The sequence below is a fragment of the Corynebacterium durum genome (assembly GCF_030408675.1).
GTDB classification, from domain to species: Bacteria; Actinomycetota; Actinomycetes; order Mycobacteriales; family Mycobacteriaceae; genus Corynebacterium; species Corynebacterium durum.
In genome coordinates this window covers 2,136,323-2,149,032 of the sequence record NZ_CP047200.1, presented here as the reverse complement: position 1 = coordinate 2,149,032, position 12,710 = coordinate 2,136,323, and the positions used below count along the sequence as shown (strand labels likewise).

The 12,710-nt window shown below is 63.1% G+C and carries 13 protein-coding genes; 10 read left to right on the top strand and 3 right to left on the bottom strand.

Going from position 1 to position 12,710, the window contains the following annotated elements; all coding sequences use genetic code 11:
• Nucleotides 1–147: 147 nt before the first annotated feature.
• From obgE to holA, 10 genes are all read left to right on the top strand, one after another.
• Nucleotides 148–1,677 carry a GTPase ObgE gene (gene obgE / locus CDUR_RS09950; protein WP_179418092.1) on the top strand — a complete coding sequence of 510 codons (1,530 nt, stop codon included), beginning with the start codon at nucleotides 148–150 and terminating at the stop codon, nucleotides 1,675–1,677.
• A gap of 50 nt (nucleotides 1,678–1,727) precedes the next feature.
• Entirely contained in the window at nucleotides 1,728–2,825 is a 1,098-nt protein-coding gene (gene proB, locus CDUR_RS09945) for a glutamate 5-kinase (RefSeq protein ID WP_179419106.1), read from the top strand.
• Between the two features lie 174 nt (nucleotides 2,826–2,999).
• The gene (locus CDUR_RS09940; RefSeq protein WP_179418091.1) at nucleotides 3,000–4,295 is read left to right on the top strand and encodes a glutamate-5-semialdehyde dehydrogenase; all 1,296 of its coding nucleotides are present in this window, start codon (nucleotides 3,000–3,002) and stop codon (nucleotides 4,293–4,295) included.
• Nucleotides 4,292–4,888, top strand: a complete 597-nt coding sequence (gene nadD / locus CDUR_RS09935; protein ID WP_179418090.1) for a nicotinate-nucleotide adenylyltransferase — start codon at nucleotides 4,292–4,294, stop codon at nucleotides 4,886–4,888. Before CDUR_RS09940 ends, nadD begins: the two co-directional genes overlap by 4 nt.
• 37 nt (nucleotides 4,889–4,925) lie before the next feature.
• The gene (gene rsfS / locus CDUR_RS09930) at nucleotides 4,926–5,393 is read left to right on the top strand and encodes a ribosome silencing factor (RefSeq protein ID WP_006064133.1); all 468 of its coding nucleotides are present in this window, start codon (nucleotides 4,926–4,928) and stop codon (nucleotides 5,391–5,393) included.
• Complete coding sequence (locus CDUR_RS09925) at nucleotides 5,390–6,106, top strand: histidine phosphatase family protein (RefSeq protein ID WP_179418089.1); 717 nt, start codon at nucleotides 5,390–5,392, stop codon at nucleotides 6,104–6,106. The genes rsfS and CDUR_RS09925 overlap by 4 nt, the downstream gene beginning before the upstream one ends.
• Nucleotides 6,107–6,134: 28 nt before the next feature.
• Nucleotides 6,135–6,950, top strand: coding sequence for a DegV family protein (locus tag CDUR_RS09920; RefSeq protein WP_179418088.1), 816 nt, complete (start codon nucleotides 6,135–6,137; stop codon nucleotides 6,948–6,950).
• Nucleotides 6,951–7,017: 67 nt separating this feature from the next.
• Nucleotides 7,018–7,683 carry a ComEA family DNA-binding protein gene (locus tag CDUR_RS09915; protein ID WP_179418087.1) on the top strand — a complete coding sequence of 222 codons (666 nt, stop codon included), beginning with the start codon at nucleotides 7,018–7,020 and terminating at the stop codon, nucleotides 7,681–7,683.
• On the top strand, nucleotides 7,680–9,308 hold the full coding sequence (locus CDUR_RS09910) for a ComEC/Rec2 family competence protein (protein WP_179418086.1): 1,629 nt from the start codon (nucleotides 7,680–7,682) through the stop codon (nucleotides 9,306–9,308). The genes CDUR_RS09915 and CDUR_RS09910 overlap by 4 nt, the downstream gene beginning before the upstream one ends.
• A gap of 56 nt (nucleotides 9,309–9,364) precedes the next feature.
• Nucleotides 9,365–10,324: a DNA polymerase III subunit delta gene (holA, locus tag CDUR_RS09905; protein ID WP_179418085.1), complete on the top strand. Its 960-nt coding sequence runs from the start codon at nucleotides 9,365–9,367 to the stop codon at nucleotides 10,322–10,324.
• Between the two features lie 123 nt (nucleotides 10,325–10,447).
• Here holA and CDUR_RS09900 read toward each other — a convergent pair whose 3' ends face one another.
• From CDUR_RS09900 to CDUR_RS09890, 3 genes are all read right to left on the bottom strand, one after another.
• Nucleotides 10,448–10,843: a putative endonuclease domain-containing protein gene (locus CDUR_RS09900; RefSeq protein WP_290207442.1), complete on the bottom strand. Its 396-nt coding sequence runs from the start codon at nucleotides 10,841–10,843 to the stop codon at nucleotides 10,448–10,450.
• 859 nt (nucleotides 10,844–11,702) lie between these two features.
• Nucleotides 11,703–11,966, bottom strand: a complete 264-nt coding sequence (rpsT, locus tag CDUR_RS09895) for a 30S ribosomal protein S20 (protein WP_006064125.1) — start codon at nucleotides 11,964–11,966, stop codon at nucleotides 11,703–11,705.
• Nucleotides 11,967–12,097: 131 nt separating this feature from the next.
• Entirely contained in the window at nucleotides 12,098–12,679 is a 582-nt protein-coding gene (locus CDUR_RS09890; RefSeq protein WP_179418083.1) for a type II toxin-antitoxin system PemK/MazF family toxin, read from the bottom strand.
• Nucleotides 12,680–12,710: the final 31 nt, after the last annotated feature.

Sequence of the window (12,710 nt, the reverse complement as noted above, 5' to 3'; positions counted from 1 at the left end):
CAGCATGCGGAAGCTGGACTCGCCGTTGGTCCACGCGAGCACGACGCGGGCGGCGTCGTCAGTGAACAAGGCATAATCGCGGCTCACTGGGTGTGTCGCCTCTGTTTGCTAGTATCAAGTGATTCTAGTTGTAGTGGAGGAATCCTGATGTCGCGTTTCGTCGATCGCGTTGTATTGCACCTGTCAGCCGGGGACGGTGGCAACGGTTGCGCATCCATCCACCGCGAAAAATTCAAACCACTCGGCGGGCCCGATGGTGGGAACGGGGGACACGGCGGCGACATCATCCTGGAAGTCAGCCCGCAGGTGCACACCCTTCTTGACTTTCACTTCCACCCCCACATCAAAGCCTCCCGGGGTTCCGACGGCGCGGGGGACCACCGCAACGGCGCGCGCGGCGAAGACCTCGTGATGAGCGTCCCCGCTGGCACCGTTGTGCTGAACGAAGCAGGGGAAACCCTCGCCGACCTGACCACCACCGGCATGCGCTTCATCGCCGCCGCCGGAGGGCGCGGCGGCCTCGGCAACGCCGCCCTGGCCAGCCGGGCCCGCAAAGCCCCAGGTTTTGCGCTTAAAGGCGAACCCGGGGAAGAACACGATGTCATCCTGGAACTGAAATCCATGGCTGATGTTGGCCTGGTGGGATTCCCCTCTGCGGGCAAATCCTCCCTGGTCTCTGTGCTATCTGCGGCAAAACCGAAAATCGCCGACTACCCCTTCACCACGCTCCAACCCAACCTGGGCGTGGTCAACGTGGGTCACGATACCTTCACTATCGCCGACGTGCCGGGGCTCATTCCCGGGGCATCGGAAGGCAAAGGACTCGGGCTCGACTTCCTACGGCATATCGAACGCACCGCCGTGCTCGCGCACGTGGTAGACGCAGCCACCCTCGAACCCGGACGCGACCCCGGCAGCGACATTGAAGCCCTCGAAGCGGAACTCGCCGCCTACGAATCCGCGCTTGATGCCGACACCGGGCTTGGCGACCTCCGCGACAGGCCCCGCGTGATCATCCTCAACAAAGCCGACGTGCCCGAAGCCCGCGAACTCGCAGAGTTCGTGCTCGACGACCTCAAAGAACAGTTCGGCTGGCCCGTGTTCATCATCTCCACCGTCGCGCACCAGGGACTCGAACCCCTGAAATACAAGCTCATGGAGATTGTGCAGGAACACCGCAAGGCTGAGGCCGGTCCAAAGGGTAAAAGTGCCGGGCGCGCCGGGAAAACTGCGCAGCCCATTATCGTGCGCCCCAAGGCCGTGGCCGGAAAACGAGACTTTGTCATTGAAGCCGATCCCGACAACGAGGACGGCTACATTGTCCGCGGTGAGAAGCCCGAACGCTGGATCCTGCAAACCGACTTCGAAAACGACGAGGCCGTGGGCTACCTCGGCGACCGTCTCGCGAGGCTCGGCGTCGAGGAGGCCCTGTACAAGGCGGGCGCGACACCCGGCTGCGACGTAACCATCGGGCATGTCACCTTCGAGTGGGAACCCCTCACCATCGCGGGCGTGGACACGCAGCTCACTGGACGCGGCACCGATATTCGTCTTGAACAAACCGAGCGCAAGTCCGCCGCCCAGCGCAAACGCGAATCCCAGGTGCGCCGCGGCCTGATTGACGAGTACGACTTCGGCGACGGCCAGGTCGCAGACCGCGAACGCTGGCAGGGGTAGTAGTGGATAACGGTGAGCAGCTGGGCATCGATACGCCCGGCGAGGAGGACATGCGGGCGCGGCTCGCGTTGGCGAAGCGCGTGGTGGTCAAGATTGGGTCGTCGTCGCTGACCGGCGGGCCGGATTTCAGCATCAACCCCCGCAACATTGACCGTATTGTGGATGCGGTGCACGCGCGCATCGCCCGTGGCTCGGACGTGATCATCGTCTCCTCGGGGTCCATCGCCGCAGGTCTCGCGCCTCTCGGGTTGAATGCGCGGCCCGCTGATCTGGCCACGAAACAGGCCGCAGCCTCCGTCGGGCAGGTGCATCTCGCGCAGGAGTGGGGCAGGTCCTTTGCCCGCTACGACACCACCGTCGGGCAGGTGCTTCTCACCGCGTCCGACACGGGCCAGCGCGACCGTGCCCGCAATGCGCAGCGCACCCTCAACCGCCTGCAGCAACTCGGCGTGGTGCCCATCGTGAATGAAAACGACACTGTGGCCACCACCGAAATGCGCTTCGGTGACAATGACCGGCTCGCCGCCCTGGTCGCGCACCTCATCAGCGCTGACGCGTTGGTTCTGCTCTCCGACGTTGACGGGCTCTACGACCGTAACCCCGCAGACCCCGGCGCGCGCTTCATCCCCGAAATCCGCGACGACCACGACCTCGACGGCGTTGTTGCAGGCGACAGCGGTGTCGTGGGCACCGGCGGCATGGCTTCCAAAGTCTCCGCCGCTCGCCTCGCCGCCTGCGGGGGAGTGCCCGTCCTGCTCGCCTCCGCCGCCGACATTTCCGATGCGCTGTCCGACGCCCACGTGGGTACCGCGTTCCACCCGGCCAACGGCCGTCGCCTCTCCGCCTGGAAATTCTGGGCGCTTTACGCCGCCGAAGTCGCAGGTACGCTGCGTATCGACGCCGGGGCCGTCACCGCCGTCACCTCGGGTGGCCGATCGCTGCTTCCCATAGGCATCCAATCCTGCGAGGGGGAATTCCACCCCGGCGACATCGTGGAAATTATGGGCCCTGACGGGCAGATTATCGGGCGCGGCGAAACCAACTACAGCCACGGCGACCTTGCCAACATGCTGGGACGTCGGACGAGCGACCTGCCTGCTGACAAGCGTCGGCCCGTCGTACACGCCGATTACCTGTCCAATATGTGAGGGCTGTTTAGTCCCGCAAAGTGTGCTTATGTTCAAGCTCAAAAATGCCCCTTTGTGCGGCCTGGAGATAAGCACACTGTGCAGACCCACACTGATAGCCCCCTGCACCAGCGCTGTTCAAGCCGAATTTTCAGGCTAGGGTTCCCCAGGTGAGCGTTGCTACACTGGGTGGCTATGAGCGCGGAAGTGAGTACCACCACAAAAGCCACAACAACCACAACCACAGAAGGTGCCGAGGTCATCAGGATGGCCCGAGCGGCGAAGGATGTCGCACAGGCACTAGCAAACGCCTCCACCGAGGATAAGAATAGAATCCTCAACGATGCCGCAGCGGCGCTGGAGGCGCGGGCGTCGGATATTATGGCGGCGAATGAGCGGGATATTCGCGCGGGTCGGGAGGCTGGCCTGTCGGAGGCGCTGATTGATCGTTTGGCGCTGACGTCGGAGCGCGTAAAAGGCATCGCGGATGGTTTGCGCCAGGTGGCGTCGCTGCCGGACCCGGTGGGGGATGTTGTTGCTGGTAGGACGCTCGCTAATGGGCTGCGGATCCGTCAGGTGCGGGTGCCGCTGGGGGTGATGGGCATGGTGTATGAGGCCCGCCCGAATGTGACGGTGGATGCGTTTGGTTTGGCGCTGAAGTCTGGGAATGTGGCGTTGCTGCGGGGTTCCCAGTCGGCGTGGCATTCCAACAAGCAGCTGGTGGAGATCCTGCAGGAAACGCTGGCGGAGCATGGTTTTCCCCGCGAGGTGGTGCAGTTGTTGCCGTGCGAGACTCGGGAGAGTGTTCAGGATTTGATTACCGCCAGGGGTTTGGTGGATGTGGTGATTCCGCGGGGTGGCGCTGGGTTGATTGCGGCGGTGGTGGAAAATGCCACGGTGCCGACGATTGAGACGGGCTCGGGTAATTGCCACTTGTATGTGGATGGGGAAGCGGATGTGGATGAGGCGATTGCGCTGGCTGTGAACGGCAAGACGCGCCGCCCGAGCGTCTGCAATGCCACAGAGACGGTGCTTATCGACGTCGCGCTCCCGGCCGAGGCACGCCAGCGCATTGTTTCCGCACTTCAGGAGGCAGGAGTGACCGTTCATGGGCTGCCTGAGGAATTGGGTGAGGGCGTGGTTCCTGCGGATGAGTCGGATTGGCACGCCGAGTATTTGTCCATGGACATTGCGGTGAAGTTGGTGGATGGCGTGGAGGGCGCGATCGCGCATATCGCGGAGTTTTCGTCGGGGCACACGGAGGCGATTGCCACGCGGAGTCTCGCCGCTGCGGAGAAGTTCACGGCTGAGGTGGATGCGGCTGCGGTGTTGGTGAACGCGTCGACGGCGTTTACGGATGGTGAGCAGTTTGGTTTCGGCGCGGAGATCGGCATTTCGACGCAGAAGCTGCATGCGCGCGGCCCGATGGCATTGCCAGAGTTGACGTCCACGAAGTGGATTGTGTTTGGCGATGGGCACACCCGGCCATGAGGGTAGGGATCATGGGCGGCACGTTTGACCCGATCCATAATGGGCATCTGGTGGCTGCCTCGGAGGTGGCGAACATGTTTGACCTGGATGAGGTCGTCTTTGTTCCGACGGGGGAGCCGTGGCAGAAGTCGGGAAAGAAGGTCTCGGCCGCAGAAGATCGGTATTTGATGACGGTCATTGCCACCGCCTCGAATCCCCGGTTTAAGGTCAGCCGCGTGGATATTGATCGCAGTGGCCCCACTTACACGGTGGATACGCTGCGGGATCTGCGTCGCTTCTACCCGGGTGCGGAATTGTTCTTCATTACGGGCGCGGACGCCCTGGCGAGCATCGTGACCTGGCGCGATTGGGAGGACATGTTTGAGCATGCTCGTTTTGTGGGGGTGACCCGGCCGGGGTATGAGTTAGATGATGCGATTCTGCCGGAGGTGCATCGGGAGCGGGTGTCGCTGGTTGATATTCCTGCCATGGCCATTTCGTCGACGGATTGCCGGGAGCGGGCGGCATCGAAACGTCCGGTGTGGTATTTGGTGCCGGATGGTGTGGTGCAGTACATCGCTAAGCACGGGTTGTATGTGTCTACCTCCGGGTAGGTAGGATGGCTTTTTAGTTTTAATGTGAAGGAAAAATATGACTGCTTCTGACCATGCTGTGAAGCTGGCGTCCATTGCGGCGCTGGCCGCCGACGAAAAGTTGGCGCAGGAGATCGCCGTGATTGATGTCTCCGAGCAGCTTGTGATTACTGACTGCTTTGTCATCGCCTCCGGGGAGACGGACCGCCAGGTCAGCGCCATTGTGGACGAGGTTGAAGACAAGCTCCGTGAGGCCGGGGCGCGCCCCATCCGCAAGGAGGGTGTGCGCGAGGGTCGCTGGGCACTGCTGGATTACGGCGAGCTGGTGGTGCATGTGCAACGCGCCGAGGAGCGCGAATTCTACGGGCTGGACCGCCTGTGGCGGGACTGCCCGCTCATTGAGGTGGAGGGCGTGGAGCCGCTGGAACGCCCCGCTAGCTGGGCCGACGACGTGGACGTACGCGCCGTCACCTCCATTGATGAGATCCCGCTTGCCGACACCGAGCCGGATGCGGACGAACTGTGACCCGCAAGCTCATCATGCTGCGGCACGGCCAGACGGAATACAACGCGTCTGGCCGCATGCAGGGGCAGATGGACACCAAACTCAGCGACGTGGGTATCCGTCAGGCTGAGGCGGTGGCACGCTACATGAAAGGCGTGAATATTGGGTACGTCGTGTCGTCGGACCTGTCGCGCGCGGCGGAGACGGCGAGGATCGTGGCGTCGTCACGCGGGCTGCCGGTGCACCTGGACCCCCGGCTGCGGGAAACCAACCTGGGGGACTGGCAGGGCCAATCCCGCGAGGACGTGGACCGGGACTACCCGGGGGCGCGGGCCCAGTGGCGCCATAACGCGCTGTGGGCACCCCCCGGTGGCGAATCCCGAATCGAGGTTGCCCGGCGCGCCCGTGACGTGATTAATGAGCTGATGCTCGCCCATCCCGGCTGGGACGATGGGGCCGTGCTCCTGGTAGCACATGGGGGGACCATTGGGTCGCTGACATCAGATCTTCTAGAATTGAGCATCGAGCAGCATCACATGTTCACCGGCCTGAAAAACACCAACTGGGCGCGGTTGACCGCACGCCCCCGGTATTCGGAGGAACCCAACGCCAACGGGGAGGGCGACCCGCCGGTGGTTCCGCAGCCGCGGTTTACACCGGACACCCTGGGGGATGCCCAGTGGTACCTTGACGGTTGGAACATGAGTGTTGCCCCTGGCCTGGAAGCGGGCTAGTCGCAACAGTTGAAGGAGTGGATCGTACGTGCCGGTTCGGATTGTCACTGACTCGTCGGCGTGCCTGCCGGACAGCATCATCGAGGACTTGGACATCACTGTCATTGATCTGCACATGATGAACCGCGGAGACGACCGCTCCACCTCCGGTTTGTCCTCCCTGGAACTGGTCGCCTGCTATGCCCGCCAGCTGGAACGCGGCGGCGACGAGGGGGTGCTGGCGCTGCACCTGTCCAAGGAACTCTCCTCCACCTGGTCCAACGCGGTGGCCGCGGCGGCGGTGTTTGACGACGACATGGTGCGCGTCATCGACACAAACTGCATCGGCATGGGACTCGGGGCCGCCGCCATGGCCGCAGCAACCATGGCGCAGAATGGTGCCACGCTGGAAGACTGCTACAAGGCCGCCGTAAGCACCCTAGAACGATCCCGAATGTGGCTGTACGTGCACCGCATCGACGAACTCCGCAAATCCGGCAGGCTCTCCGCCACCACCTCGCTCATGTCCACCGCTCTGGCCATGCGACCGATCATGCACCTCAAGGACGGGCGGCTGGACGTCGCGGCGAAAACCCGCACTCCCTCCAAGGCACTGGCCAAAATCGTGGAACTGGTGGGTGCTTACGCCGACACCAACCCGCTTTTCATAGCCATCCAGCAGCACGAAGCCCGCGAAACCGCCAAGCACCTGCAACTCCAGCTGGAGGAGGCACTGCCCGACGGTACGACCTTCATGGCCGTGGACATGGACCCGGTTCTGGCGGTGCATTCCGGCCCCGGCGCGATCGCGGTGTCCGCCGTCCAGGCCGATGAATCCGAGTTATCCACAGACGAAGACGAGTAACGCAGGTTATCCACAGGCGCGCAGCTGATGCGCGCCGGGTATCGACGCCGCGACCTACCCTTCGGGTATGGACCTGGCACACCGACTCGCAGACCTCACCGCCCCCACCGGCGAAGAAGAACTCCTTAACGTCCGCTATCCGACGCCCCGACTCCGCATCACCCCACGCCACGGGCTGTTCGTCGTGGCTGCCGCGGCCGTGCTCTGTGCCGTGGTGGGTGGGCGCTACCTGGTTGCTTCCGAGCCTGCGGAGGAGGCTCCGGTGACGTTTCCGCTGGCTACCAGCAGCGCCGCTGAACCGCCGGGGGAGATCGTGGTGTCCGTGGTTGGCGCGGTCGCGCACCCGGGCCTTACCACCCTCGCGCCCGGGGCACGCGCCGCCGACGCCCTGGCGCAGGCAGGGCCGCTGCCCGAGGCGGAACTACTCGGCATCAACCAGGCGCAGAAGCTTAACGACGGCGTGCAAATCGTCGTTCCCAAACAGGGGGAGGCGGTGCCTGCCCCGGCCGGTAATCCTGGAGGTGGCTCAGGCGCTGGCGGCGGGAAAGTGTCACTGAACACGGCCACCGCCGCCGACCTGATCGCCCTCTCCGGGGTGGGTGAGAAAACAGCCGCCGCGATCATCGCCCACCGCGACAGCATCGGCGGATACACCTCCGTGGAACAACTCAAAGACGTCAAAGGCATCGGACCGGCCAAATACGCCGAACTGGAAAAACAGGTGACACTGTGAGCGAACTCCGGCTCGTCCCCGCAGCACTGCTGTGTTGGGCGGCTACCTGGACCGTGCTGGCGCATCGGGGGTGGGCGTTGCCGCTGCTGCTGGTTGCGGTGACGGCCGGGATTGCGTGGTGGCTGCGGCACAGCGGCCAGGCATTGGTCCTTGGCGCTCTGGGGAGTGCCGCCGTTCTGCTGACCTATCTGCGGGTTCGCGCCGGGTCGCGTCCGCTGCCGCCGCTGCTGATGGGACGTGTGGAGGCGGTGCCCCGCCCCGTGCACGACGGGGTGTGGCTGCTGCGCATTCACGGGGAAACCGTGTTCTACCGGGCCGCGACTTGCGCCGCGAAAGTGGGGGACACCGTGCAGGTGCGTGTGACCGCCCGGGCCAGTGAGCGCATTGGGGCGAGCAGCCACGTTGCCAGTGCCACTCACCTGGACATCACCCAGCATGCTGGGGGAATACAAGCCTGGATGGCTGGGGTGAGGGAGGGGTTTTACGGGGCGTCGATAAGCAGGTTGGGGGAGGGCAGCGCGCAGCTTCTGCCGGCGATGGTGCTGGGGGACACGCGCGGGCTGAACATGGATCTGTATGCGGGGGCGGGGCTGGCGCATCTCAGCGCGGTGAGCGGGTCGAACGTGGCGATCGTGACCACAAGCATGGTGCTGCTGGCGCGGGCTCTGACCCTCGGGCCGCGTGTGCAAATCTCGATGGCGGGTGCGGCCTTGGTGGGGTTCGTGCTGCTTGTGGGGCTGGAACCCAGCGTGCTGCGCGCCGCCGTCACCGGAGTGGTCGGGCTGGTGGCGGTGCTGGCGAACTCGCGAAGCCAACCCATCCACGCCCTCAGCCTCGCCGTCATCGGGCTGGTGCTGTGGGACTCCGACATGGCGGCCTCCTACGGTTTTGCCTTGTCTGTGGTGGCGACCGCAGGGATCGTGGCCCTGCATCCGCTGTTGTTTCGGGCGCTGGCGCGGGTGAGCTTGGGGCGTGTGGTGATGCCGGAGATTCTGGCGCGCTGCCTCGCCGTCGCCATCGCGGCGGACCTGGTGACCATGCCCATCGTGGCGCTGATGAGCGGGAAAATCTCTGCGGTGTCCGTGGTGGCTAACCTCCTGGCTGAACCGGCCGTAACACCGATAACCATCCTGGGGCTTGTGGCCGTGCTGCTGCCCGGCCCGGCTCGGGGGTTAGTGCTGTGGATTGTGCAGCCCTTCGTCTGGTGGGTGCACCACGTCGCCCTGTGGAGTACCCGGCTGCCCGGCGCCGTGATCCATGTGCCGCCCGGGTGGCTGGGTGTTGGCCTGGTTGTTCTGGTGTGCCTGTGGGTGCTGGCACTCATCTGGGCGGGGCGATGGCAGGTCGTTGTGCTGGGGTTTGTGCTGCTTGTGGGGGTTTCGTGGAAGGGTGGCTCGGCGGAGGTGCCGCTTACGTCCTTGCGGGTGGTGGAGATTGACCACTGGGAAGACAGCTACCAGCCGCCGCTGGGCACGCAGGTGCTGGTGGTGCACGACCCGCACGGCTCGCCACGCGACCGGCCCAGCACCCTGCCCGACGGCACACCCGTGCTCTTCCCCGAACGCGACGGGCACGTTGCCTTATACCGCGACGGGACACAGCACGCGGCGGACGGTAGGTTCTGAAGCCTGGGTGAGTTTTGGCTTGGGGCGGCTTGGCCTGGGCGCGCTATAGTGGGTGCGTGAACCAGCCAGCGCCCGTGCACCTCATCCTCGGTGAAGACGACTTCCTCACCGAACGCGCCCGCCGCGACATCATCGACGCCATCAAAAAAACCAGCGCCGACCCCGGGGCCGTGGGGATTATTACCATGCGGGCCAGCGACCTCACCGAAGGCGAGGTGGCCATGCACCTCAGTCCCAGCCTGTTTGGCGAAGAACGCATCCTGGTAATCACCAACGCCGAAGACACCATCAAAGACGCCCACGACGCCCTCCTCCTCGCCGCCCGCAACGACCAACCCGGCATCTACGTGATCATCCAGCACACCGGCAAAGGGCGCGCAAAAAACATGGTCAAGGCGCTCAGCAAACTCGGGGTGGTTCACGACGCCGCGAAACTCAACGCCAGCCAGCGCGGGCAATTCGTGACCAACGAATTCCGGCGCCACAACGTGCGACCCACACCCGACGTCACCCGCGCCGTCCTCGAAGGAGTCGGCTCCGACCTGCGGGAACTCGCGGCCGCCATCAGCCAACTCGTCGCCGACACCGGTGGCGACGTCACCGTCGACCACGTGCGCACCTACTTCACCGGGGTGGCAGAAGTCAGCGGCTTCGACATTGCCGATCTCGCCTGCAACGGCGAAACCCAACGCGCCATCGCCAGCACACGACGCGCCCTCCAACTCGGCATCGACCCCATCGTGCTGGCAGCCGCCCTCGGCGGCAACATCGCCGCCATCGCCCGGCTCTACAGCGCCCGCAGCGTCGGCGAAGCCAAAGACCGCGCCGGGGTGGTGAAAATGCCGCCCTGGAAAATCGAATCCACCTACAAAAAAGCACGACGCTGGGACGGCGACAACATCAGCAAAGCCGTCATCATCATCGCGGAACTCGACGCCGCCACCAAAGGCCAAGGCGGCGACCCCGGGTATGCCATCGAAAACGCCGTGCGCCAGATTGCGGAGCTGGCGCCGTAGGGTTGGGAGTGGTTGGGGGCGTGGGGTTTGCGCTGGACAAACGCACCAAAAACGCACTGATGTTAAGTAGGTCCACTGCTAGGCTCGAAAACAGGGTGTTTGCGTACCTGGCGGTAGACCTACTTAACAGCGACGGTTGACCAAGATCGCTTCTATGCGTTGTTGCAGGCGCTTCGGTTGGCCCAGCATGCCTTGGGTGACGCGAAGACATTCCCAGCCGAGTTCGCGCATGGTCGCCCACACTTCGGAGTCGTAGTCACGCTGGTTGCGGTGTAGATGGTGTTCGCCGTCGTAGAACAGGCCAACGCGTATATCTTTCCAACCTGCATCAACAACGGTGAGTAGTTTGCGGAGGCACCCTGTTGTGAAGATGGGGATTTGTGTTGTCAGTCCGGGGCGTAACGGGGCCGCGATAAGACGCAAAATTGTCTCGGGTGGTGACTCTGCCCCGGCGTCGGAAAGGCGGATGAGCCGCCGAAGCGTTCTACGGTCAAAGATGCCATGAGCGTTTTCCAGCAAACTGTCTGTATTTAGGCTGGTATGGAATTGCATAGCATCCAAAAACTGTATGGCCCGCACTTCGCGGAATGTTAAATCGGGTATTTTGTTTACCCACCAGGCGTGGTGCCCTCGATAGATGTCGCGTAAACAGTAAGCAGAGGCAACAGCGGGTTGCATGACCTGCAGTGATGGAAACTCGGGATCCGGCTGGTAGGTGAGTATATGTGATGCGACTATCCGCCTGTGGGGGAGCAGGGGAGAGGTGGAATTCCGCTTTCCATTTTTTACCATGAGGGTCGTGTGCGCGTTGTCCGCCCAGAAAGGTAATCCCGCATAAGCGGCAGCTGCCCAGCTAGAAATAATTCCATCTGGGCAGCTTAGGTGATGCGCACGTGCGCGAGTTATTGCATCAAACAGGAAACGTAGATGACGGGGATGGGACCTGGCACCTAGGGAAATATCAGAGTCTGTGCGCTTAAGTGTGCACGGGACCATGGCGAAGTGTGAGACAAAAAGATAGTTTCTTTCAATCTGGCGGCGTGAAAGTGTACGGAGAAGCTCTTGTCGCAGTACAGGAACATCATGTGGGTACATGATTCCATCACATCAGGATTGCTACCTGTGCTGCATGGCGAGAGGAGTGCATCTGTGGATAAGTCAAGTTGTCCACAGATGAAGGATGGGCAGAGTTGACATTTGGTCACCATAGTGGATGGGTTCTGCTTGGTGTAGAAATAGGTCTACCGCCAGGCACGAAAAACCCCTGATTTCGAACCTAGCGATGGACCTACCTTACACCGAACACGCAAAAACCCGCCTCCAGGCAGGAAAACCAAGCCTGAAAGCGGGTCACAACAGAGCGCCACAGCGCCAGCAACTAGCCCATCTTGTTCACGGCGCTAGCCATGTTGGATTTTTTGTTGGCTGCGTTGTTGCGGTGGAACACGCCTTTGCTCACGGCCTTGTCCAGGGCGCGGGATGCGACGCGGAGCTGGGCTTCGGCGGCGGCTTTGTCGCCTGCGTCAACGGCTTCGCGGAGTTTGCGGATTTCGGTGCGCACTGCGGAGCGGACTGACTTGTTGCGCAGTCGGCGTTCTTCGTTGGTGCGGATGCGCTTGATCTGGGATTTGATGTTTGCCATAGCGTGTTACCTCTTAGCTATCTGGGGGTGTCACCTGCGCAGACCCAAGGTCCTGCCTGCGTCTTTAGGGGCGGCACCGTCTTTTCAACAACAGTCTGAAAATGTAACAAACTCCCAGGGCAAAAAGCAACTCACACCCAGCTGTAGTCGCTGCGGAGGCGTTGGGCGATGCGTTCGAAGCGGCTTTTCGGCATGATGGCGCCTTGGCGCCGGATGGTGGATTCGGGGACTTCGAGGATTTTGTCGAGTCGCACCCAGCATTGGCGTCCGGCGACGTCCCAGCCGCCGGATCCGATGTCTATCCAGTTGTCTTCGTTGGCGTGTTCGGGGTTGGGGGAGATGAGCAGGCCAAGGAGTAGGTGTTGGGAGCGCCCGACCACAACCATGGCGCGTTCGCGGGCGGGGTGCCCGGGCAGGTTGGGCTGGATCCACACCCAGATGACTTCCCCGGGGTCGGCTTGTCCGTCCATGTCTGGCGCGTAGTAGATGGAGCGCGCGTGGTGTTCGGTGGGGCGGACGGTGGTGACGGCGGCGCGTTCTTCGGGGTCGTCGATACGCGTGTCGTGGAGGCCGAGAAGTTCGGCGAGTTTGTCTAGTCCTTCTTCTAGGGTGATGGCTTCGGGGCGCCGGATGCGTTTGAGGGTGCGCCGGATTCGGCGGCGGAGTGGCTTGCGGGGTTTGTGCAGGCCGTTGGTGCCCCTTGGTGTGTCCATGGGTTTAGCCTAGCTGGGTTTGTTTCGGTAG

Coding starts and splice junctions, on each gene's coding strand:
- obgE (WP_179418092.1), top strand. CDS start 148: ATGTCGCGTTTCGTCGATCGCGTTGTATTGCACCTGTCAGCCGGGGAC.
- proB (WP_179419106.1), top strand. CDS start 1,728: ATGCGGGCGCGGCTCGCGTTGGCGAAGCGCGTGGTGGTCAAGATTGGG.
- CDUR_RS09940 (WP_179418091.1), top strand. CDS start 3,000: ATGAGCGCGGAAGTGAGTACCACCACAAAAGCCACAACAACCACAACC.
- nadD (WP_179418090.1), top strand. CDS start 4,292: ATGAGGGTAGGGATCATGGGCGGCACGTTTGACCCGATCCATAATGGG.
- rsfS (WP_006064133.1), top strand. CDS start 4,926: ATGACTGCTTCTGACCATGCTGTGAAGCTGGCGTCCATTGCGGCGCTG.
- CDUR_RS09915 (WP_179418087.1), top strand. CDS start 7,018: ATGGACCTGGCACACCGACTCGCAGACCTCACCGCCCCCACCGGCGAA.
- rpsT (WP_006064125.1), bottom strand. CDS start 11,966: ATGGCAAACATCAAATCCCAGATCAAGCGCATCCGCACCAACGAAGAA.
- CDUR_RS09890 (WP_179418083.1), bottom strand. CDS start 12,679: ATGGACACACCAAGGGGCACCAACGGCCTGCACAAACCCCGCAAGCCA.